Origin of the sequence: Sporomusa sphaeroides DSM 2875 (assembly GCF_001941975.2) — a bacterium.
Classification (GTDB): Bacteria; Bacillota; Negativicutes; order Sporomusales; family Sporomusaceae; genus Sporomusa; species Sporomusa sphaeroides.
The window spans coordinates 2383328-2404202 of record NZ_CP146991.1 but is presented as its reverse complement, the minus strand read 5'-3'; the positions used below and the strand labels follow the sequence as shown (position 1 = coordinate 2404202).

21 protein-coding genes and 1 tRNA gene are annotated in these 20875 nt (G+C 45.9%); 14 read left to right on the top strand and 8 right to left on the bottom strand.

Going from position 1 to position 20875, the window contains the following annotated elements; genetic code table 11:
• The first annotated feature begins 316 nt into the window (after nt 1-316).
• A complete protein-coding gene (locus SPSPH_RS11300; protein WP_075755760.1) occupies nt 317-2365 on the top strand; it encodes a methyl-accepting chemotaxis protein in 2049 nt (682 codons plus the stop codon).
• A gap of 119 nt (nt 2366-2484) precedes the next feature.
• Here the strand turns inward: SPSPH_RS11300 and SPSPH_RS11295 are convergent, their stop codons facing one another.
• On the bottom strand, nt 2485-3687 hold the full coding sequence (locus tag SPSPH_RS11295) for an ammonium transporter (protein ID WP_075755759.1): 1203 nt from the start codon (nt 3685-3687) through the stop codon (nt 2485-2487).
• Between the two features lie 592 nt (nt 3688-4279).
• Here SPSPH_RS11295 and SPSPH_RS11290 point away from each other — a divergent pair.
• From SPSPH_RS11290 to SPSPH_RS11260, 7 genes are all read left to right on the top strand, one after another.
• Entirely contained in the window at nt 4280-4408 is a 129-nt protein-coding gene (locus SPSPH_RS11290) for a hypothetical protein (RefSeq protein WP_269147936.1), read from the top strand.
• A gap of 191 nt (nt 4409-4599) precedes the next feature.
• Nucleotides 4600-5772, top strand: a complete 1173-nt coding sequence (locus tag SPSPH_RS11285; protein WP_075755758.1) for a M20 metallopeptidase family protein — start codon at nt 4600-4602, stop codon at nt 5770-5772.
• A 23-nt stretch (nt 5773-5795) separates the two neighbouring features.
• Nucleotides 5796-6005, top strand: coding sequence for a DUF3311 domain-containing protein (locus tag SPSPH_RS11280; protein WP_373325895.1), 210 nt, complete (start codon nt 5796-5798; stop codon nt 6003-6005).
• A gap of 30 nt (nt 6006-6035) precedes the next feature.
• Nucleotides 6036-7511 carry a sodium:solute symporter family protein gene (locus SPSPH_RS11275; RefSeq protein ID WP_075755756.1) on the top strand — a complete coding sequence of 492 codons (1476 nt, stop codon included), beginning with the start codon at nt 6036-6038 and terminating at the stop codon, nt 7509-7511.
• A 258-nt stretch (nt 7512-7769) separates the two neighbouring features.
• Complete coding sequence (locus tag SPSPH_RS11270; protein ID WP_075755755.1) at nt 7770-7970, top strand: putative signal transducing protein; 201 nt, start codon at nt 7770-7772, stop codon at nt 7968-7970.
• Between the two features lie 150 nt (nt 7971-8120).
• Complete coding sequence (gene pyk / locus SPSPH_RS11265) at nt 8121-9875, top strand: pyruvate kinase (RefSeq protein ID WP_075755754.1); 1755 nt, start codon at nt 8121-8123, stop codon at nt 9873-9875.
• Between the two features lie 11 nt (nt 9876-9886).
• Nucleotides 9887-11266, top strand: coding sequence for a hypothetical protein (locus SPSPH_RS11260; RefSeq protein ID WP_075755753.1), 1380 nt, complete (start codon nt 9887-9889; stop codon nt 11264-11266).
• 69 nt (nt 11267-11335) lie between these two features.
• Here SPSPH_RS11260 and SPSPH_RS11255 read toward each other — a convergent pair whose 3' ends face one another.
• Together SPSPH_RS11255 and SPSPH_RS11250 are read right to left on the bottom strand one after the other, a co-directional pair.
• Entirely contained in the window at nt 11336-12487 is a 1152-nt protein-coding gene (locus SPSPH_RS11255) for an acyltransferase (protein WP_075755752.1), read from the bottom strand.
• Entirely contained in the window at nt 12480-13436 is a 957-nt protein-coding gene (locus tag SPSPH_RS11250) for a DMT family transporter (RefSeq protein WP_075755751.1), read from the bottom strand. Before SPSPH_RS11250 ends, SPSPH_RS11255 begins: the two co-directional genes overlap by 8 nt.
• 198 nt (nt 13437-13634) lie before the next feature.
• On the opposite strand from SPSPH_RS11250, the gene SPSPH_RS11245 reads away from it, so the two are divergent.
• Nucleotides 13635-13976, top strand: a complete 342-nt coding sequence (locus SPSPH_RS11245) for a CC/Se motif family (seleno)protein (protein ID WP_075755750.1) — start codon at nt 13635-13637, stop codon at nt 13974-13976.
• Nucleotides 13977-14048: 72 nt separating this feature from the next.
• Here SPSPH_RS11245 and SPSPH_RS11240 read toward each other — a convergent pair whose 3' ends face one another.
• The 4 genes from SPSPH_RS11240 to SPSPH_RS11225 form a co-directional block, all read right to left on the bottom strand.
• A complete protein-coding gene (locus tag SPSPH_RS11240; RefSeq protein ID WP_075755749.1) occupies nt 14049-14312 on the bottom strand; it encodes a hypothetical protein in 264 nt (87 codons plus the stop codon).
• A 50-nt stretch (nt 14313-14362) separates the two neighbouring features.
• Nucleotides 14363-15712 carry a vWA domain-containing protein gene (locus SPSPH_RS11235; RefSeq protein ID WP_075755748.1) on the bottom strand — a complete coding sequence of 450 codons (1350 nt, stop codon included), beginning with the start codon at nt 15710-15712 and terminating at the stop codon, nt 14363-14365.
• Nucleotides 15713-15717: 5 nt separating this feature from the next.
• Nucleotides 15718-16671, bottom strand: a complete 954-nt coding sequence (locus SPSPH_RS11230) for an AAA family ATPase (protein WP_075755747.1) — start codon at nt 16669-16671, stop codon at nt 15718-15720.
• 142 nt (nt 16672-16813) lie between these two features.
• Nucleotides 16814-17170 carry a hypothetical protein gene (locus SPSPH_RS11225; RefSeq protein ID WP_075755746.1) on the bottom strand — a complete coding sequence of 119 codons (357 nt, stop codon included), beginning with the start codon at nt 17168-17170 and terminating at the stop codon, nt 16814-16816.
• Between the two features lie 234 nt (nt 17171-17404).
• On the opposite strand from SPSPH_RS11225, the gene SPSPH_RS11220 reads away from it, so the two are divergent.
• The 3 genes from SPSPH_RS11220 (at nt 17405) to SPSPH_RS11210 (ending at nt 18773) form a co-directional block, all read left to right on the top strand.
• Nucleotides 17405-17710 (top strand): hypothetical protein, encoded by a 306-nt coding sequence (locus tag SPSPH_RS11220; RefSeq protein WP_075755745.1) that lies wholly within the window; start codon nt 17405-17407, stop codon nt 17708-17710.
• A 15-nt stretch (nt 17711-17725) separates the two neighbouring features.
• Entirely contained in the window at nt 17726-18226 is a 501-nt protein-coding gene (locus SPSPH_RS11215; RefSeq protein WP_075755744.1) for a hypothetical protein, read from the top strand.
• A 94-nt stretch (nt 18227-18320) separates the two neighbouring features.
• Nucleotides 18321-18773, top strand: a complete 453-nt coding sequence (locus SPSPH_RS11210; protein WP_075755743.1) for a C-GCAxxG-C-C family (seleno)protein — start codon at nt 18321-18323, stop codon at nt 18771-18773.
• Nucleotide 18774: 1 nt separating this feature from the next.
• Here the strand turns inward: SPSPH_RS11210 and SPSPH_RS11205 are convergent, their stop codons facing one another.
• The gene (locus SPSPH_RS11205; protein WP_075755742.1) at nt 18775-19506 is read right to left on the bottom strand and encodes a M48 family metallopeptidase; all 732 of its coding nucleotides are present in this window, start codon (nt 19504-19506) and stop codon (nt 18775-18777) included.
• Between the two features lie 168 nt (nt 19507-19674).
• Between SPSPH_RS11205 and SPSPH_RS11200 the strand changes: the two genes are divergently transcribed.
• Nucleotides 19675-19760 (top strand) — tRNA-Leu (locus SPSPH_RS11200).
• Between the two features lie 165 nt (nt 19761-19925).
• Complete coding sequence (locus tag SPSPH_RS11195; RefSeq protein WP_075755741.1) at nt 19926-20558, top strand: hypothetical protein; 633 nt, start codon at nt 19926-19928, stop codon at nt 20556-20558.
• Nucleotides 20559-20875: the final 317 nt, after the last annotated feature.

The window sequence follows — 20875 nt, the reverse complement described above, 5'->3', positions numbered from 1 at the left end:
GTCCCCTTGTTTCTGACAGTTTGTATGAAAACTTGCCCATTCGTTTCTTACAATTAGTTTCTTGTTAGCGAGCTAGCTCTATTCTATTATAGAGTAAAGACTTTCAGCTCACTTGACTTTTGCAGTAAAATCAGCTAAAAAGGCCTGAAGTCCTTAAGAATCAAGGATTTCAGGCCTTTTTATTTTGTCACTTATCTGGAAAATTATTTTCCCGGTTAACGCAGCTGTTTTTTGTTCAGCCGGGAAATTTGCAATAGAGCTTGAGCAGCACGGCTTGTGCGCCAGATCTAACAAAAACAGCAGAGGAGAGAGGCTTGTGAAAAGTATCCGGACTTTTTTTATACTTGTCATTACCGGCATTACCCTTGTGGTATTTGGCATTCAGACCTATGTTTCATCAACCCAGATCAGAGAATTTGTCGTGGCTCAACTGGAAGAAAAGTTGCTGTTGCAGGTTTCGCAGGAAGCGACGGCACTATACATCCCCCTCAAAGAAATTGCCGATGAAGCAGTGGCTCTGGGCAATATGACTGCAACTATACCGGAGTACCGTGACGAGATTATAGTTAATTATATTATGAAAAGCGTACAGAAAAGCAAGTCGTTTGCCGGGGCCGGCATAGCGTTTGAACCATATGGTTATCAGCCGGATGTGAAAAATCATTTCCCGTACATCGGAAAGGACCAGAACGGCACCCCGGCTTTGACCTGGGATTACAGTGTAGTGGATTATCATGCGAGAGCGTGGTACAAATTAGGCATCAGTTCGCAAAAACAAATTGCTTATTCAGAGCCCTATTTGGATCAAAGTGATGCCAGCCGGATATGGGTAAGCTGCGTTCATCCGATCGAAAAAAACGGGAAGCGCATTGGCGTGTCCGCAGCGGATTTTACCCTGGATACTTTTAAGAAGCAACTGACCGACATCCGGGTAGGGCAGAACGGTTATGCCTTCGCGCTTACCCGGACTGGTTTAGTAATCGGCAATTATACCGGCCCCGGCACGGAGCAGGCAAAAGACTTGTCGGTACAACTTACTCAGGTGGCTGACAAGGATTGGCAGGCGTTGGGCCAAGCTGCGCTGCAGGCGGACAAGCCGGGAGTTATGCGGGTAAACGACAATTATATCGTATACTCCCCGGTAGGTGACAGTGGTATGACTCTGTTCCTGGCCTATCCGGCGGCGGAAGTCTTTGCCGGATTGAACAAGCTGATGTATTTCAACATTATTTTGGTGATTGTTTCCCTGATTTTACTCGTATTGGCCTTAGCCTATGCTGTAAACCGGCGTATTATCAAGCCATTGCAAAGCTTGTCCGAAACTGCCAACCTGGTTGCCGCCGGTGATCTGAGCAATCTCAAGGCAGAACAGACGTCAAATGACGAGATCGGACGGCTGGCGGCGGCATTCCACACCATGTCCGGCAATTTGCGAACCCTGATGGCGCAGGTCATGCAGTCGGCGGAATCGCTGGCGTCTTCGTCAGAAGAGCTGACAGCAAGTGCCGAGCAGTCAGCCCAGGGGGCAAGCCAGACAGCAACAACCATTACGGCGGTGGCAGCCGGTACCGAACGGCAAACCGAAGCCATTAACGAAGCCACGGCGGTTGTTGCCCGCATTTCCGACGAGATCAATCAGGTTGCCGGCAATGTCGGCATAGTTGCGACAACTTCCGGGCAAGCGTCAGGCGCTGCCAAAGAAGGAGGCAAAGCTGTCGAAGCCGCCGTGCGGCAAATGGCTGCTATTGAAACTAAAGTAACACATTCTGCCCAGATTGTAGTTAAGCTGGGGGAACGCTCCCATGAAATCGGCCAAATTGTCAACACCATTGCCGGTATTGCCAGTCAGACCAACCTCTTAGCTCTCAACGCCGCGATTGAGGCCGCACGGGCCGGGGAACAAGGGCGCGGCTTTGCGGTAGTGGCCGAAGAAGTCCGCAAACTGGCTGAACAGTCTCATGAAGCCGCCAAGCAGATTGCCGGGCTCATTAGCGAAGTCCAAAGCGAGACTGCCAGTGCTGTCACCGCCATGGATGAGGGCACCCGTGAAGTAAAACTCGGAGCGGAAGTTGTCAATAATGCAGGTCATGCCTTTGCCGAGATTGTGGTACTGTTTGAGCAGGTATCCGAACAGGTGGGCAAAATAACGGGGGCGGTGCAGCGGGTTGCCGGCGGCAGCCAGGATATTGTTACTGCCGTACAAGACATTGCCGGCATAAACCTGGATACTGCCGGACAAACCCAGACAGTTTCAGCGGTTACCGAAGAACAGGCAGCATCCATGCAGGAAATCGCTGCCGCCAGCGAGTCGCTGGCAAGGATGGCGGAGACGCTGACGCAGGCAGTAAGCAAATTTAAACTGTAGCTAAAACTGTATACTAATCCCCCTGTTCCGCATTAACTGGAAAGAGATTTCTAGGAATTCTTTGTTAAACAGGACAATCCGCTCCTCTCTGCATCCATTCGTACTTGACCTGTCGGATTTCAGCCGTTCATGACGGCAGTGTCCTCCTCGGTGCCGAAATCCTCCGGCACATCCCCCGCCGTGCGGAAACGGGAGAAACGGTTGATGACCTTCACCATGACATACGTAACAAAAAAACAATAGACGGCGGCAATAAGGATCCCGGCGGCTTGCACCGTCAATTGCTGCGGATTCCCATAAAGCAGGCCGGCAGCGGGAGCCAGAGAAGGATCAGCAAAAATTCCCAGCAGGAAAGCGCCTAGCAGGCCGCCGACACCGTGGAGCGCCCAAACATCCAAGGTATCATCATAATTGCGCTGTATGCGAAAGAGTACGGCGTAATAGCAGGCGAGTCCCGCGATGGCGCCAGCCAAAATAATTGCCCAGGGGACAACATAGCCGGCCAAAGGGGAGCTGACAATGAGCCCTGCCAAGGCGCCGAAAGAAAGGTCTAAAATCGTCACCTGTTTGTCATTGCGGTAGTAGGCTAACATCATCCAGACGATGGCCCCGGCGGAGCTGCCCAGCAAAGTGGAAACCATGGCCACAGCGGCGATGCCGCCGGCTGCCATGGAGCTGCCGCCATTGAAGCAAAACCAACCGGCCCACAAAATCCCCATGGCAATCACAACATTTGTCAGATTACTGGGGCCCTCCTTGCCCGTCTCCCGGTTGCCGACGGCTTTTACCGCCGCCAAAGCGGAGAAACCGGCGATCATATGGACCGGCACGCCGCCGGCAAAATCCACATAACCCCATTGCTGCAAAATACCGCCGCCCCATACCCAATGTACCACGGGGCTGTATACCAGGAGACTCCAAAGAGAGATAAAAAGCATATAAGGCAGTAAGCGCATACGACCGACGACGGCGCCGCAAATCAATGCCGACGTTATAATGGCAAATGTAGCCTGAAAAACAAAGAAAAGCGCAAAGGAAACCGTAGGTGCAAAGGCACCGGTCTCGATCCCGATATTGCGCAGGAAAAGATAGTCTAAACCGCCAATCAGGCCTCCGAGAACATCGCTGCCGAAGGCGAGGGTAAAGCCCAGCAGGCTCCAGACAATGGTAATAACGGGTATGGCAATACAGGTTTGCATCAGCATCGTCGGCCCATAGCGCCTTTCCGTCAAGCTGCCATAAAGAACAGCCACCGCAGGAGTCATGAACAAAACAACGCAGGTACAAATTAAAATAAATGCGGTATCTCCAGCTTGCATCATCTTTATGATCATTCCTTTCGTGCGCACATTGTGCGCTTCATACAGATACCAGAAGCGATTAGATTATCACCACAACAATTCTTTCTTGCTGCTGCATATGCACATCAACAATCCCACCTTTCTGAATAATCTTTTTTTGCTATATTAAAAATATAGCAAATAGCCCCTCAGCCAGTATTGTGTAATGTTAGGATTTTCTGGTGTTATTCTTAGAAAATATGTACCTCCTGGTTTTCATTTGGTGAATGAAATAGTTTGCACAAGAATCATCTCTTTAGAAAAGAACAAGAAAAGTAAAGTGCTTTACTTTTCTTGTTCTTTTTGTACTTGATATTAAGTTGTCTTATTAAATTTAGTCTATTGGATTTGCCACCAAAAACTAGAGGCCTTTTTGCTCAGTGTCCGTTTATAAGGATACATTCTAGCTGGAATTTAATTCTTATGACGTGCCTAGCAACCGGCAGCAGGAAGTGGCAGGAAGAGTGCGAATATATACCGATAGTAGCTTGAAAGGCTGGTATTTATGAAAAGCAGATTGTTCCTTTCCCTACTATCTGTCATTGCGGTTACTTTGTTCATAGGAGCGGTTCCTGTGCAAGCGGCTAGGCAGGTTTCCCGGGATGCCGGTGTGGATCAATTGAAAGCCGATGACAACAGAACCAACAAACTTCGTCACGGTTACATCAAGCATGCTGGCGACAAAGTGTATTACTATTGGTGATTTTTAGTATGAAGGCTGGGCCTTGCAGAGGCTGAGCCTTTTATTTTTGCCCTGACGGGAAAGTTCGAAATAATTTTCTCGAAAAATATTTGTAAAAAAATTCAAATTAAGCAGGATTTTAGCTGTGATTGTGTAAGTCTTCACTCAATGGTTGTATTCCGCTGCCAGATTGAGATGAGAGGATGATATATATGAACCAACCCATTCATGAACTTGTACAGCACGGACATAATTATGTTGTTGCAATGAGGCGGCATTTCCGGAGTTTTCCGGAGCTAAGCGGACAGGAGTATGAAACTCAGAAAAAAATCATATCCGAACTGACAGCTATGGGACTGGAACCCCGTTCGATTGCCGGGACAGGAGTTCTGGCTGAGATTACGGGAGGAAAGGCTGGCAGAACGGTGGCTATACGTGCTGATATTGATGCGCTGCCTATTCAAGATGAGATTGAGCAGCCATACTGTTCACAAAACGCCGGTTGCTGTCACGCCTGCGGCCATGACGGTCATATTGCCATGCTGCTTGGCAGTGCCAAAGTTTTTAGCAGCATTAAAGATGAACTGACAGGCAATATCCGGCTGCTATTTCAACCGAGTGAGGAAAGCTTCCCCGGTGGTGCTATTGCTATGATTGATGAAGGCGCGCTGGCTAAGGTGGATGCGATAATAGGGGCGCATCTCTGGCAGCCGCTGGCAGTAGGGACAATGGGGATAACCTATGGCCCGATGATGGCTTCACCAGATCAGTTTACTATTACGATTAAAGGTCGCGGCGGTCATGGGTCAATGCCGCATCAAACAATTGATCCGTTGTACGTTGGCGCTCAGATTGTGCTGGCTTTAAAAACCATTACCGGCAACCAGGTAAATGCCAAGGAGCTGGCAGTGCTGTCAATTGGGATGTTTAAAGCAGGCGATGCTTTCAATATAATTCCCGATACGGCAATCTTGCGGGGAACGGTACGGACATTTGCGCAAAATATCCGCGAAATAATTTTCGCTAATATTGACAGGATTTGCAACGGGATTTGCGCTGCTGCAGGCGCTGCTTATACGCTGGAAAGTCTCTATGGTTTTCCGCCGGTTATCAATAATCCGCAAGTGGCACAAGTTGTCGCCACAGCCGGAGAAAAGGTCTTAGGCAAGACGGCAGTGATTGAATTAAGTCCGGCCATGGTAGGTGAGGATTTTGCCTACTATCAGCAGCAGGTACCGGGTTGCTTCATGTTTATTGGTGTTGGTAATGAGGCCAAAGGGGTTGTTTACCCTCATCACCATCCTAAGTTTGATATGGACGAAAGGGCACTTAGCCATGGGGTCGAGGTTATGGTGAATTCTGCCTTGCATCTGTTAAAGGCATGATTTAGTAATGAAATAGCAGGGAGGTGAGGATTTTGAGTCCGGTTAAAATTATTTTAACGCTAATTCCTTTTATCTGGACAATTGGTATGATTCCTTTTGTCAACCGCGTTAAACCAATGGTTATGGGTCTGCCGTTTTTAGCCTTTTGGCTGGTAGCTGGAATTATTGTAGCATTCTTATGCATTAAGGCTCTTTATGCCATTGACTCAAAAAATAATAAAGAGGCGGAATGAGCACCATGAACGAAAGAAGGGGACGTAATAATGAGTAATGAGGTAATTGCGCTTATTGTTATTTTTATCTTTGTTATTGGCGCTACTATTGTTGGTATGATTCCCGGTATGAATAAGAAAATGAGTTTGGAAGAGTGGGCTGTTGGCAACCGGAGTTTTGGCCGATGGCTTAATTGGTTTATTATGGCTGGCGAGATCTATACTGCCTTTGCTTTTTTGGGAGCAAGCGGCTGGGCCTACGCACGTGGCGGACCGACTTTCTATATCCTGGGTTATGGGGCGCTGGCCTATGTAGTAGGGTATTATTTACTGCCGGCTATTGCCACAGTAGGCCGCAAGCATGGTCTGATGACGCAGCCGGATTTGGTGGAAAAGCTATATAACAGCAAAGCCTTGGGCATACTCACGGCTTGTATAGGGATAGCTTTCCTGATGCCCTATTTGCAGCTTCAGTTAACAGGGCTTGGTCTGATTATTGAAACTTGCTCCTATGGGCAAATTACCCGTGTACCGGCTATGCTGATAGCCTTTACTATGGTGGCTACCTTTGTGTACATAAGCGGTTTAAAGGGTGTTGCTGCCACGGCAGCGATAAAAGATGTTATTATGATGGCTGCCGTAGTATTTTTTGGTTTATATCTTCCGGCACACTATTTCGGTAGTGTCGGCGGCATGTTTGAAGCCTTGGATGCGGCAAAACCGGGTTTCTTAACTTTGCCTGGCGGCACCAAGAATCTGGATGTAAGCTGGGTGATGTCAACTTTAGTGGTCACTAGCTTAGGCTTTTACATGTGGCCTCATTTTTCCGCAAACAGTTTTAGTGCTAAAAACAATGAAGTATTACGTCATAATGCCGTGTATTTGCCATTATATCAATTTTGTTTACTTTTCCCGATGCTTATTGGTTTTACGGCGCTGCTGGTGCTGGTGCCGGCACTTAAGACACCTGACATGGCGTTTATGGCCATTGTTCAGCAAGTTTTCCCGGGCTGGGCTCTCGGCTTGGTGGGCGGTGCCGGAGCACTGGCCTGTATGATACCGGCGGCTGACTTGCTGTTGTCTACTTCGATGCTGTTTTCGCGTAATGTATATGGACGGACAATAGGTCAGAATGCCAGCCCGGCAACTATTGGAAGGCTGGCAAGGATGGTTGTGCTTGTGCTGACAGCCATTGCTCTGGCACTGGCTATATTTGTTCCCAATATGCTTGTAAACCTGCTCTTAACCGGCTATTCCGGCGTTACTCAGTTCTTCCCCATGCTTGTGCTGGGTTTGTGCTGGAAGAAAGCCACAAAGCTGGGAGCCTATGCCGGGCTGATTGTGGGAGAAATACTTGTTTTTGCGCTTATTCTTGGAAAAATGGACCCACTGCCTTTTGCCAATTTGAACCTGAATGCCGGGTTTGTGGCATTAGTAGCTAATGCTGCAGTCTTTGTTGTAGTAAGTTTGTTAACTTATGATGCGAAGCTTGACCGCTCTGCTGCTACGACAGTTAAGACCCAATAACTTCCAGGTGTAAAGTAAAACCCGGGCTTATGAGTCCGGGTTTTATTTTGCAAACTAACAACATACGCAAAAAGAAAATCTTTATAGGACTGCGTGCAGCTAGAGGATATTGGCTTATAATGGTGAAGTATACCATGTGTATAACTTTCTTAAAAACAAAGGGCAAGGGTAGCATTGGCTTCCGCTTTCGCCAGAGGCTCAGCGCCAGTCGTGTTTTCTTTGCAGATTAACTAGTAAGAAGCTAATAGGAGGATACATATGTGGACCGTAGTATATATAGCTTCTAACCGGGCACAGGCTGAAATGTTTAAAAATGTACTGTGCAATGAAGGTGTACTTGCTAATATTCGTCCGGCAGGAGTCGTGTCCGCGCTCGGGGATGGCATGTATGAAATTTTGGTTTTGGAGTCAGAAGCCGACGAAGCTAATTCTATTTTGTGCCAATACGTAACACGTTAGTTTTAGTTGCAGATGGAGTTAGAAGCACATCTATAACTAAAATCGCATGACTTGCAGGGAATTTTTTCTATGCTCCCGCTGACTGAAGCTGAAGTTGAAGCACCGGTTAGTTATTAGGTAACCAGCAAATAGCATAAGGAGTGATACGATTTGTTGAAAAAAACGAAAATTGTTTGCACTGTGGGTCCCAGCACAGATAAACCAGGTGTTTTAGAAGCCATGATGGCTGCCGGTATGAATGTTGCCCGGTTTAATTTCTCTCACGGTTCTCATGAAGAACATGCGAAACGTATTGCCAGAGTAAGAGAGGCTGCCCAAGCTGTTAACAAGCCAATAGCGCTTATGCTTGATACTAAAGGACCGGAAATGCGGCTGGGTTTATTTGCTGATGGCAAGGTCTGTTTGGAAAAAGGCCAGAAATTTGTGCTGACAGGACGCGAGCTTCTGGGCACCCAAGAGATCGCTTCCGTCAATCATAAGTTTTTGCCACAAGAAGTTGCCCCCGGACAAACTATACTTATTTCCGATGGTTTGGTAAGTCTTCACATTGATGCGGTTGAAGGCGATGATATTATTACTACTGTGAATAACAGTGGGCAAATTGGCGACCGCAAACGGGTTGCGGCACCTGGTATTGCCGTTAACCTGCCGCCCTTGTCCGAGCAGGATGTTGCCGATATTAAATTTGGGATTGAAAATCAAATGGATTTTATTGCCGCTTCTTTTATTCAGCGGACAGCCGATGTACTTGCTATTCGCAAAATACTGGAAGACGCCAATTATTCGATGGATATCATCCCTAAAATTGAAAATGCCGAAGGTGTTAAGAATATTGATGAAATTATTAAAGTGTCAGATGGCCTCATGGTGGCAAGGGGTGACCTTGGCGTAGAAATTCCCGCTGAAGAAGTGCCACTGGTGCAAAAGATGCTTATCCAAAAATGTAATAAGGCTGGTAAGCCTGTTATTACGGCTACCCAAATGCTGGAATCAATGGTAACCAATCCGCGGCCTACCAGAGCGGAAGCCAGCGATATTGCCAATGCTATTCTTGACGGTTCGGATGCTATTATGCTGAGTGGTGAAACCGCTTCCGGACAATACCCGCTCGAGGCTGTCCAGACCATGGCCAGGATTGCTATGCGTACAGAAACCTCACTAAGTCACAATACCATTCTGCGAGGCAAAGGCATTCAGCTTCAGCGGACAACTACAGATGCTATCAGCCATGCCACTGCGCAGATTTCTTATGAATTAGGTGCTGCCGCAATTGTAACGGCAACACAAACAGGCTATACCGCCAGAATGGCATCAAAATACCGTCCTCAGGCTACCATTGTGGCCGTTACCCCCTGTATGAAAACGGTGCGCCGGATGCTGTTATTATGGGGTGTTTATCCGATTTTGGGACCCAGCTTCAATAATACTGACGAAATGGTGCAAAGTGCGGTCGCCAGTTCGCTGCAAGCCGGAGTTGTTAAAGACGGTGATTTAGTTGTTGTTACTGCCGGTGTGCCTGCCGGTATGTCTGGCACCACTAACATGATACGGGTGCATATTGTCGGCAATATCCTGATGCGTGGCACAGGTATCGGGCAACGGGCTGTAACCGGTAAAATTGCTATTGTAAATTCTGTTAAGGATATTCAAACTAAATTCCAAGAGGGCGATATTTTGGTGGTTAGCAGCATTGATGAAGATACTGCCTCTTATGCGGTTAAAGCAGCGGCCATTGTTGCTGAAGAAGGTGGACTGACCTCTCATGCCGCTATTGTGGGAGTAAGCTTTGGCATGCCGGTACTTGTTGGTGTTGAAGGCGCTACTGAACGTCTGCAGGATGGTTCCATTGTTACTGTGGATGCCGCCCGTGGTATCGTATATCAGGGAGAAATTAACGCTCGATAGGGAGAACCCTTATGTCAGTATGGTTGTTTGCGCTAACGCTGATTGGGATCATCTTAGCCGCCTGGTGGTGCTATACCAGGCGGCTTGATTGGCAATTTGCGCACATTACAGCTCAATTAAATAAGATCACTACTAAGCGGCAGGTAAAAGCTGCTGCCGGCAAACGCATACTTAGCCGGATTTATAAAATTATCAATACCAGTTTGTATGCCGGTAAGGCAGCTGATGCTTACCGTGCATTTGATTTGTTAAAGCTGGCTTTAGGCCAAGGATTAGGGAGGCCGGGAGAACCGTTGCGGCTTACTGCCGCTGTATATCTGGCTGTAAAGTCAAACCAGCTTGATATTGCCGGCCACGGTATTGATGCCTTTCGGCCTTTGTTGAAGAATATGAAGCCAGGTGAAGTGCCGGCCGCAGTTGAACAACTTGCACTTATTGCTGTTCTCAGCCTGAAAAAGCGTCAGAATTTCCTGGCTGCCCGGGCAGTGGAGGTTATTGCTGCCGGCATGGGGGCAGCGGCAGATGAAGCCGACCATGCATCTGTCATGCGGGCGCTGCGGCTTATCGGACTGTTTGCTCTGCGCCGGCAGGATACCGGTCTTGTCCTTGAGCTGCAGAGTAAACTAGAGACTTGGCTGATGGCCGTACAGTCAACGGTTTCGAGCCAGGAGCAGGTAGCCGGGATACTTTCGGCCTGGTTGCACCGGATAGTAAAAACCGGTGATGCCAGTCAGCTTGCAATACTGACACAATATATCGATCAACTGGTGAAAAAAGGGCTATTAACAGAGCAGGCAATAACGATAATCATTGCCGAATGCAATTATTTAGCAGGTATGGACAGTCGGAATCCTTATAGCCGGTTAACCGGTGCAATCTCCATGACAAATCTCGAACTGGCGGTACAAATGAGAACCGTCAGTATTTGGCGGCAGGCGGTTGATGGCGCCGGCCAGGCTGCCAGGCTGGCGATAGCCCAACGGACTTTAACAGAATGTTTTGCTGTTGGCTATCCATTGTTTGAAATGGGGCGCCGTTTACTTATTGCAGAACTTAATGCCGGCCCGCTGCAGGACAGCTTCCGCCAACAGGCATTATATGTATTGGTGCGGGAGTGTCTGCAACTGATAGAATTTGTTGGCAGACAGAACTTTGCTGTAACCGCCGCCGATATCATTGAACAAATCTATCTTGACTGGATTAAGCGACAGGGAAACGCCGGACATAACAAATCGATCAAGAAGTTTTGTCAGTTGCTATTTTTGTATTGTACCAGGATTAAACGCCGGCAAAAGCGCGCGACAGCCGACGGGGCTGATTTCAATACCGGCGAAGGGATAACCGCAGCCGACCGTGAGCAGTTAAAAAAGCTTGGATTTATTTCAGAATAAAATAAAGAACAAGGGGCTGTGGCAACTTTGCGAGAAGTTACCCAGCCCCATTTTATATACAAGCTTGTATCACATGGTCCTGTTATGCTTATGCCGGAGAAGATGCTGCTTGGGAAAGCTGCCGGTAAGAGCCAGGCTTACTAAAGGAATAAGGCTGCCAGCCCTGGTGATAAGCAGGGCCAGCCCGGTGCTTAAAGCAAGAGTGACCAGATAGAAAGCAATCGCAGCAGATGGTGTTAACGGAATCGAAGCTTTAGTAAGTTGAGCAAACAAATGATACATAACTAGTGGATGCACAAGATAAATCAGATAAGAGTATTCTCCCATCCGGTTTAACAAGGTCGACAACCACTTGGACAGTGGCGTGCTGAAAAGTTTAAACCAAAATAGTGTTGCACCTACTGTATATAATACGCCAATAGGACTGAGTTGGTGGACGGTATTAACGGCTGCTTCCAGACTAAACTGTTTAAAGTAGATAAAGTAATAATAAGCCAAGAGCATTCCGCCCAGAGTCACAGTAAAGAATATAGTAACCCTTTGCCTGTACCGCTCCAAAGCGGCCTGAAATTGAGGATAGAGTTCAGCGCAAACGGCACCAAGGATAAAGATAAACAGGTAATGAAAAATCCAATAATTCATACGGTATTGGACAGCCACATTCAGGTAATAGTTGTCAAACCCGGTTTTGAGCAGATAGCTTGAATAATAATTAAAGACGATTTGCCCGAAGAGCAGTATGAGCAAGCTTGTTGCCGGAGCTTTTACAATCAGGCGTGTAAGCTGCCGCCATAATGGCATAAGGGCATAAAACCAAAGCAAAATAACCAGAAAATAGAGTTGATAAGAAGCCAAACCAAAGAAAAAATATTCATATACAGTTGGCAGATGCCAGATGCCGGCATCACGGCTTATCCAGGTATAATGGAGCATATACAGAATTGACCAGGCCAGATAGGGTAAGAGTACGGATTTAAAGCGGCGGCGCATAAATGCCGGATAATTAAAATCAGCGGCCAGCGGCTGACTGATAAATAGTCCGAATGCCGATACAAAGAAAAATATCGGCACACTAAATCTGGTGAAAATTTCAAACAGCGCAAAAAGGTGCGGACTGCTATCCGGGTAGGAAAGCGAATAGGCGCCTGTATGGATGCCGATAACGCCAAGCATGGCCAGGCCGCGAATATAATCAAGGGCAACGATATGCTGCTTATTCATACTGTTCCACTCTTCCGTAGGCAGAATGTTGTTTGACAGGCAGCGCCGCCTGTTTGTACTGATTGGTCAGGTAGACCCCGGCAATAACCAGTATGCCGCCGAAAATAGTATAGCCGGTTAGTTTTTCTCCTAACAGCCAAACGCCGGCTAAAATGGCGAACAACGGATTCAAGTAGCTGAAGACGGCAGTTTTCACAGGTCCGATACGTGCGACTCCGGTATACCACATATAATAACCGTATACAGAGCATAGTATTGCCAGATACAATGCCGCACCGGCAGTCGGCCAGCTTATGGTCGTTACTTGCTGGATAAAAGGCAGGGGTGCGATTTTTGTAGGGAAAAAAGCGAATGGCAGCAGCATGATTGTACCGAAAATATGAATATAAGCTATGGCTGTGAAGGGGCGGTATTTCTGCAAAAGTGGTTTGCCGTACAGGGTGAACCCGGCCCAAACTAAGGCATTGGATAAGAGCAGGAGATTACCCAGCAACGTAGCTGACTGAAATATAGTGCCCAGCTGACCATTGGTAATGATCAGGCTTACACCGACAAAGGCCAGCATAATACCGATACCGCCGACGGTGCCGATTCTTTCCCAGCCTAATGCCGCTCCCAGTAGTGCGGTAAAGATGGGACTGGTAGCAATGATGAGTGCGGCATTGATTGTGGTAGTATAACTAAGCCCGGTATAGTGAAGGTAAAAATAAGATGTAATTACCAAAAACCCCAAAAGAATGAACTTCGGAATATCTTTGCGCTCAATGGTACTGCCGCGGTCCATTTTTGCTAAAATAATCGCAAAAAGGACAGCCGCGAGAATAGCGCGGAAAATGCCTAAATTAATGGGTGACAGCTCATACATGCCAATTTTGGCGGCAGCATAGGAAGTTCCCCAGAAAAATGAAACGCTTGTTAGTGCCAGGTAAAATAGTGCTAATGTGTTCATTGGCAATCCTTTCCGGGACAAAGTATAGTAAAACCACTATTTATTATAGGCCGTAACTGCTGAAACTGCAATAAAAGTTCGGTTAATTCAACCTATATAGCTTTAAACTTAGCCAATTTTTCAGTTGGCAGAAAATTACCGGATAATGTATAATCATTATTAATAAATACTATATTTTAAAAAAAGGAGAGAAAACTCATGAATATGACAGTGACAGAACGGGCACAGGAATTTATTGCCCAGGAAGGCGGCGTAATCACGGTTAAAATTGAGAAACGCCTGATACCCGGTTGCAGCAGCCTCCAGACAGCAGATGTTCCGGCCGTGCATGTGGGCGAGCCGGAAAAACACGAAAAGGAGGATTATCAAACGTTTACCATTGATGGAGTTATGGTTCATGCCCACAGTTCGGTGGTTAATTATAATGACAAAATTCTTTTACGAATTGATACGGAAACAAACTTGTTTGGGAAAAAGCTGGGGATGTTCGGCTTGCCGGTTCCGGCTCAAACCTGCGGCACATGTTCAGCCTGCCAGTGAAGCACCGAGTTTTCACCGCGCCGCAAAGTAAATAAACTGCCGCAGGTCTCTTTAAGGCCTGCGGCAGTTTATTTATCCTTTAAGATTGGTGGCACAGCTGGAACAACCGCCGCCTTGTTCTTGCATATATTCTTCCAGGCGTCCATTGTTGTACAAAATCATTTCAGCTAAGGCCATGGGTAAAACTTCGGTCAAAAGGACTTCCATAGCGTTGTGCATAGCTTGCTTTTGGTCTCTGTGGCTTAGAGCGGTTGTTAACTTTTCCTCAATAGGCTCACGATACGTGGTGAGCCAACGCTGATAATGGGCAACTAATGAGGGTCCATCAAAATACATGGTCAGTCACATCCTTTTTTATATATTCTGTATTACAGTAATTCCATTCATCACGATTGACGGGTCAGATTAAGAGATAATATTTTAGTTAAATGTGCCAGAGAATAGCACTCAAACATGGAACAATGTTTAGAAAAAAGCGGAATAGCGCTATTTTGGCTCCAGCGTTCTTTGGGTTGGGTATTAAGCCATAAAATTCGCTTAACCTTTTTGCTGATCAGCGATAATTCGCCGGCGGTTTCGAGCGGCGCCAGTGTATTGGCATCACTGATAATAAATAGCAGGGTAGAAGGTGACAACAGTTTTTTGTATTGAGCTTCTAAACTTGTTAAAGCAATATAAAGATTAGTACCTTGCCCCATTTGGGCGGAACTTGATATTAGTTCTTCCGTAACCTGAGCAAAATCATCTCTGCCGCGAAAATAACCGGTTACCTTTTCCAGGTCGGTGGCAAAAACAAAGGATTCAATATTTTTCACAACACTGGACAGACCAAAAAGCAGTGGCAGGGTAAACCGGACATATTTGGTCATAGAGGCTGATACATCGCACAAGACAACAATATTAGGCTTATGAATTTTTTGGGTTTTATATTTTAAAGAAATCATGATACCGCCATAGCGCATATTGCGGCGAATACTTTGACGGATATCAATGAGCTTGCGGCGTCCGGTCATACGGAAACGGCGGGAGATACGAGTTGTCAGACGATGCGCCAAACGCTTGATAAGCGAAGTAACTTGTGGAATTTCGTGTTCGGCAATGTCTTGCATATTTTTGTACAGCAGGGGATTGCGTCCTGTGCCGCCAAGACCTGCTGCTGAATCCACGACATGATCCAGCTCGTCATACCCCAATAATTGCCGCCGGGCGGCCGCCAATTGTGCTAAATCTTCCGGCGACAGTTGTCGCTGCCAGAATGACAAAGAGCTCTTGAGCAAATTTTCCACTACCGGCTGAAACGATTCCTTGACATTATGACCTGTCGAGGTTTTCTCCAGGAATTCCTGCAGCCGCTGTTTTTCCATTTCAGGCAAGAGCTTATAGACATCCCTAAGTTCGTCAGGAATATCAAGCGGACGGCCCTGAAAGACCAGTTCTTCCTGTGCCTGCTGCGATTGCTCAAGATCAAGCTGTTGTTTGGAATCCCAGGCCTCACGCTGCTCTTGCTTTGCTTCAGGCGGTACAAAAAACAAATTGAAGGTTTGCTCAAAGGCTGCTTGATCTTCCGCATTCTTAATTAGTGTGCTTTTCAAAGCTGCCCGGAATTCGTCCCTGTCAAAATTATCAATGATTGTCAGACTGTTTACGGCATCAATGGTCTCTGCAATGCTGATCCGTACTCCGAGTTGGCGTAAAATCTGAGCAAATCCTACGATATTATCGGCAAGTGAGTTCAATGTGATCAGCCTCCGCAGCTTGCGTCGTCGTTATGGCAGTGGTAAGCTGTGTTCGTCATACCTGTTGCTTGCTTGACAGCAGCGCAGAGTCCATCGGCACCCATATCCTTTTGAAAGGCTGTCAAATCATCGCGGTTTTTAAATAGCAGCCCCATTGTTTGTTTAACCATGGTGGAATCAAGGTGGTCGGCATGCATGGCAATGAGCGCCCTTGTCCAATCAAGTGTTTCGGCAATGGAAGGCTGTTTGCTCAGTGTCAGACTGTTACGCAGATGATTAACGGCAGTGGCAATCTGCAGAGCTAATTTTTCTGTGACTTCAGGGATTTTAGCGCGGATAATATTAATTTCCTTATCAATGGTCGGATAGTCAATATATAAGTAAACACACCGCCGGCGCAAGCCTTCCGATAATTCTCTGTCATGGTTGCTTGTCAGCACAACAATGGGAATGTGTTTGGCGCTGACAGTACCAAGTTCCGGAATCGAGATTTGAAAGTCGGATAAGATCTCAAAGAGAAAAGCTTCAAACTCTTCGTCAGTTTTATCGATTTCATCTATTAATAAGACTGGCCGATTTTCTGCTCGAATGGCTTTTAACAGCGGGCGTTCCAATAAGTAGTCTAAAGAAAATACATCATCTTCAGAAAGGTTCTGGCAAGCAGTGTCCCGCAACATTTGAATTTTGATGAGCTGGCGCTGGTAATTCCATTCATATAAGGCTTTGTTTTCGTCCAGACCTTCATAACATTGCAGACGGATAAGTTCGGTATCAAACACTTTACTAAGCACCTTGGCAATTTCGGTTTTACCGACACCGGGGGCACCCTCAACAAGCAGTGGTTTTTCCAGCTTAAGCGCCAAATAGACAGTGGTAAGAAGCTCTTTATCACTTATATACCCGTGCGCTTCAAAAGCAGTGCGTAGTTCCGGCATAGAGAGTGTAGATTTTTTGGACATAATTGTTCTCCTATCTCTAATCAATGTATTGTTTTCATTCTACCGCAAGTTGATAATAATTGACAAGAGAAAACGTTTCTCCAAAAAACAAAAGCTACCCGTATTTGAGTAACTTTTGCGTACAGCGGAAGATATACTGTTATTATAACGTTATGCCGATAAATTCACCGCTTTTAAACGGAGCTGTTTCAAGTAGTTGACTGGGTAAGATATCGAAGTGTTTAAAAAATTTTTTTGCTCCGATATAGGCACCTTTGGCTGCATAGCGTACAGGAAAAGTGTTGGGCTTTAGTTCTCCCAGAGGAAGAATCCCCAGTGCCCGGTTTGCGGGATCATAGCCTAACATGCAAAAACTATTGTTTTCTAAAAGCTGTGTGGCCTGTTTGTTAAAAACAATACGGCCATTTGGGCGCACCTCAATGGCTGGTTGATCATTTTTGGGCAGCCGGGTACGATGGGGTTCAAATAAAGTAAAAGAAAAACTTTTTTCTTCACTCATGCTATTCACTCCTTAATAACTTAACTCGTGTAATAAAAGTATGCTCAAACTTACAAAACTATAAACATTAATTTTGAAAATTATTAATGTTTATTTGTGTTATTCCCGAAGTTAAGCGTTTGAAGGCAGGAATTTTCCTAATCAGGCATAATTTTATTTATTAGGATCCTTCTTAGCTGTTAGCAGAAATTAATTGCTTTCCAGAGTACAATAAATTATCAGGAGGAATTAAGAATGAATCAAATGTGGTTTCAAGTTTTGGCGGTTATGATTGTAGGCAGCATGTTAAAGTATTTTGTTCTCAATACACTGGCTTGGGTGGTCATTGATTTAGCTGTACTTGGGGTAGCTTATTTGCTGTTGCGTCGCGACCCCTTTATTGATATGCGGCGCTCTATGATATTTCTTGGCGGTTTAACTGCTGTCAACGTTCTGGTTGATTTGGGAATAATAAGCGGGGTAATTGGCAATCTGGCTCTGTTGGGACTCTTAGCCTATATAATGTTTGGGCGCGGTTACACTAATCGCCGGCGTAGATAGCCGGGAGGAATACTCATGTCTGACAGCCGGATTATTACCAGAACGGCATTATTATTGTCGCTTACCCTGATTTTTCAGTCGCTGCGGTTTTTTATTCCCTTGCCGCCGTTTTTATCAATGTTTATTATTGGCAGCTTGGTTAATGCTTCCTTGCTTATTGCTGCACAAAAAGCCGGTTTGTGGCCTGCACTCATTATTGCCGCAATAGCCCCGGTTGTGGCTTATTTTCAGGGACAGCTGCCTTTGCCGGTATTCATTTTACCAGTTGCCCTAGGCAATGCGGCATACATCCTCCTGTTTTTAGCCGGTCGTCAGTTGGGCCGTATTCCCGGCATTGTTCTGGCAACCTTGGGTAAAAGCGGACTTTTATACGGAATATTTGCCTGGCTGCTTACTTTTATCGCGATTTCCCCGAAAGTGGCCGCAGGCATTATGCTGGCAATGAGCTGGCCGCAGTTGGTTACCGGCGGGGTAGGAGGCATATTGGCATATTGGGTGGCACAACGTATCAAGTAACGAAAAAAACCTCTGCCAATGTCAACCAGGCAGAGGTTTTTCGGTGCGTCAGGAGAAAGTATAGTATTAAATAGAAGAACGGAGGAAACAAATTATGAGCGAACAAGAGCAAAATAATCTAAGCATCAAAGAACTGGCAGGGAAAAACTTCAAAGAAGGCTACAATTGTTCTGAGACTATTGTAAGGACTTTTCGTGACTTTTATCAGTTAGATGTTTCTGATGAGGCTTTAAAGATGGCGTCAGGCTTCGGCGGTGGTCTTGGTCATGCCGGCTGTATGTGTGGCGCTCTTTCAGGCGCCACCATGGTATTGGGGATGTTCCAGGGCCGGGACAATAAGGAGCAAAGCCGCGGTCCTATCTACAGCAGCTCCCATGATTTCCATGGCATCTTTTCCGAAAAGTTTGGCGCCGCCTGTTGCCGGGTGCTCAATCCTCATGAATTCGGCACTCAGGAGCAGCGGCGTACTTGCCTTAAAATTACCGGTAATACCGCCGAACTGCTGCTGAAATATATCCAGGAGAAAGAGCTGGCAACAAAGGGATAGTTTAAAAGATACGACATAAAACTTTGCCGTTATCGGTGAGCCATTTGCGGCATTCCTGATAGTCAGGAGCAAACTTTCTGACTTCATTCCAAAACTTAACAGAATGGTTGGGCTCCAGTAAATGGCACAGCTCGTGAATAATCAGATAATCAGCTACCCGGGGAGGAGCCATGATGACTCGCCAGTTATAGTTGATATTGCCAAGGCTTGAACAACTACCCCAGCGGGTTTTCTGATCTCTGATGGTTATACGTACCGGGCGAACGCCAATTAATGCCGCCCAATGCTTGGTTCTGACAAGAAATTGTTCACCAGCCTGGTTTATTAGCCAGGCTTTTAGTATTTGTTCGGTAGTGACAGAATGCTCTGCGGCCATCCTCGGTCCAGGCAGCTTTACGAGAATTTCCGAGGGCTTTATTATTACTTCCGGCTTGTTATTGCTGCCAGGCAAAACAACAAGAGTGTAAGTCTGGCCCTGGTACAGCAGTTGAGAGCCGGGTGTCAGCGTCTGGTTCACAGGGTTGGCGGCAAGTGCCGCTTGTTTGTTTAGCCGGCCTGTAAGCCATCTGCTTTTACTTGTCAGAATCTGCTTAACTTCATCAGCGGTGAGTTTCCCTGGCGCTGCGATTTCAACTACGGCAGTAGGGAGCAGCCGCAATTGAATGGTTTTCCGGCGTTTATCAAGACGCAGTGAATAAGTAATTATACGGTCATTGAGTTTAATTGTCGGCATAGTTAATTCCTTTGTGATAGTAGTAAATCAAAATTATATATTTGCCATAAAATCAGATTGTCCTTTTCTAGGAAGAGTTATTTTTTCATGGTAAAAAACTTACTTGACAATAACAAATGCAGGTGGTATTATAACTAATGTCCGCTATAGGACATAAACATAATAAATGCCCGGGTGGCGGAATGGCAGACGCGGAAGACTCAAAATCTTTTGTTGGTAACAACGTGGGGGTTCAAGTCCCTTCCCGGGCACCAATTGAATCGAAAACTATTTTAACATTTATTTGAATTTTTTTGGACGAAATAAGCCGCTCTCAGCATTGCTTGGAGTGGCTTTAATTATTTTTTTGAAAAAGGGGCTTATACGTTAACTAGTAAATTATCTATGAATAAGCTGGTTAACACTGAAGGAGTAATTCGATGTCAATACAAAAGAAGCAATTATTTACGCGGAGGATATTTCCGACAACCTGGGTATCTTTATTTTTGACGGTATTGCTATTTCCTCTTGGTTTGTTCCTGCCGGAGTGGTGCGGCTGGGAAAATGGTCTGATAGAAAATTCACAGGTGGCTATTCTTATTTTTGGAGCATTCTTATCTTGGAGGTTGGCGCATCATAACCGCGATGATAGACAAATTCATAATTTGTGTTTATGGATGATAGTTGTTTGGCTGATGATGGTTGGGCGAGAATTGAGCTGGGGACGGGTATTTTTTGAGCCGATAACTATCGGACCGGATGGCCCTACGTTTCCGTCGATTCATGCAATTTGGTATGGTAAGTATGTGTATCCGGTGCTTACGGTTATCATTATTAGTACACTAATCGGATTGTGGCGCAATTTCAACTGGGAGCATATTAAACAAAAAGTCTACATATCAACGGTTGATGGGGTTCTGTTAATTATTGCCGCCATAGCTTCACAGCTTATTTTTGAAAGAAATTTAATTTTATTACTCAAGCCGTATTCGCAGGTATTAGAAGAGCTGTCCGAATTAATAGTTTATTGGTGCATGGTTAGTATTTTAATGGCTAATGGTTCCCCAAAATAGACAAATATTACCCATTGCCTTTTTTTACCGTTACATTGCGTACGGTACCGGTATATTCATTAGAAAACAAAGGTGGTATAAGTGGATCGCATCCTGCAGGGTGCGGTTTTTCTATTTCCGGCTTCAATTCGGCACGAATTAAATGAACGTTTTTTTGTAGCAAAATTACTCAGCCATTCATAGATTACAACATACCCCTTACTTTGTGGATAGGAGGCGCACATATGGGATTTAACGGATTCGGCGGCTTTGGAGGTCGAGGCGGCTTTGGTGGTTGCTTTATAATAATTATCATTATTCTGTTGCTATTCTGCTTC

What these genes read in the sequence shown, in the direction of transcription:
- SPSPH_RS11295 (WP_075755759.1), bottom strand. Translation starts at nt 3,687, where the DNA reads ATGATGCAAGCTGGAGATACCGCATTTATTTTAATTTGTACCTGCGTT.
- SPSPH_RS11285 (WP_075755758.1), top strand. Translation starts at nt 4,600, where the DNA reads ATGAACCAACCCATTCATGAACTTGTACAGCACGGACATAATTATGTT.
- SPSPH_RS11275 (WP_075755756.1), top strand. Translation starts at nt 6,036, where the DNA reads ATGAGTAATGAGGTAATTGCGCTTATTGTTATTTTTATCTTTGTTATT.
- SPSPH_RS11270 (WP_075755755.1), top strand. Translation starts at nt 7,770, where the DNA reads ATGTGGACCGTAGTATATATAGCTTCTAACCGGGCACAGGCTGAAATG.
- SPSPH_RS11260 (WP_075755753.1), top strand. Translation starts at nt 9,887, where the DNA reads ATGTCAGTATGGTTGTTTGCGCTAACGCTGATTGGGATCATCTTAGCC.
- SPSPH_RS11255 (WP_075755752.1), bottom strand. Translation starts at nt 12,487, where the DNA reads ATGAATAAGCAGCATATCGTTGCCCTTGATTATATTCGCGGCCTGGCC.
- SPSPH_RS11250 (WP_075755751.1), bottom strand. Translation starts at nt 13,436, where the DNA reads ATGAACACATTAGCACTATTTTACCTGGCACTAACAAGCGTTTCATTT.
- SPSPH_RS11245 (WP_075755750.1), top strand. Translation starts at nt 13,635, where the DNA reads ATGAATATGACAGTGACAGAACGGGCACAGGAATTTATTGCCCAGGAA.
- SPSPH_RS11240 (WP_075755749.1), bottom strand. Translation starts at nt 14,312, where the DNA reads ATGTATTTTGATGGACCCTCATTAGTTGCCCATTATCAGCGTTGGCTC.
- SPSPH_RS11230 (WP_075755747.1), bottom strand. Translation starts at nt 16,671, where the DNA reads ATGTCCAAAAAATCTACACTCTCTATGCCGGAACTACGCACTGCTTTT.
- SPSPH_RS11225 (WP_075755746.1), bottom strand. Translation starts at nt 17,170, where the DNA reads ATGAGTGAAGAAAAAAGTTTTTCTTTTACTTTATTTGAACCCCATCGT.
- SPSPH_RS11220 (WP_075755745.1), top strand. Translation starts at nt 17,405, where the DNA reads ATGAATCAAATGTGGTTTCAAGTTTTGGCGGTTATGATTGTAGGCAGC.
- SPSPH_RS11215 (WP_075755744.1), top strand. Translation starts at nt 17,726, where the DNA reads ATGTCTGACAGCCGGATTATTACCAGAACGGCATTATTATTGTCGCTT.
- SPSPH_RS11210 (WP_075755743.1), top strand. Translation starts at nt 18,321, where the DNA reads ATGAGCGAACAAGAGCAAAATAATCTAAGCATCAAAGAACTGGCAGGG.
- SPSPH_RS11205 (WP_075755742.1), bottom strand. Translation starts at nt 19,506, where the DNA reads ATGCCGACAATTAAACTCAATGACCGTATAATTACTTATTCACTGCGT.
- SPSPH_RS11195 (WP_075755741.1), top strand. Translation starts at nt 19,926, where the DNA reads ATGTCAATACAAAAGAAGCAATTATTTACGCGGAGGATATTTCCGACA.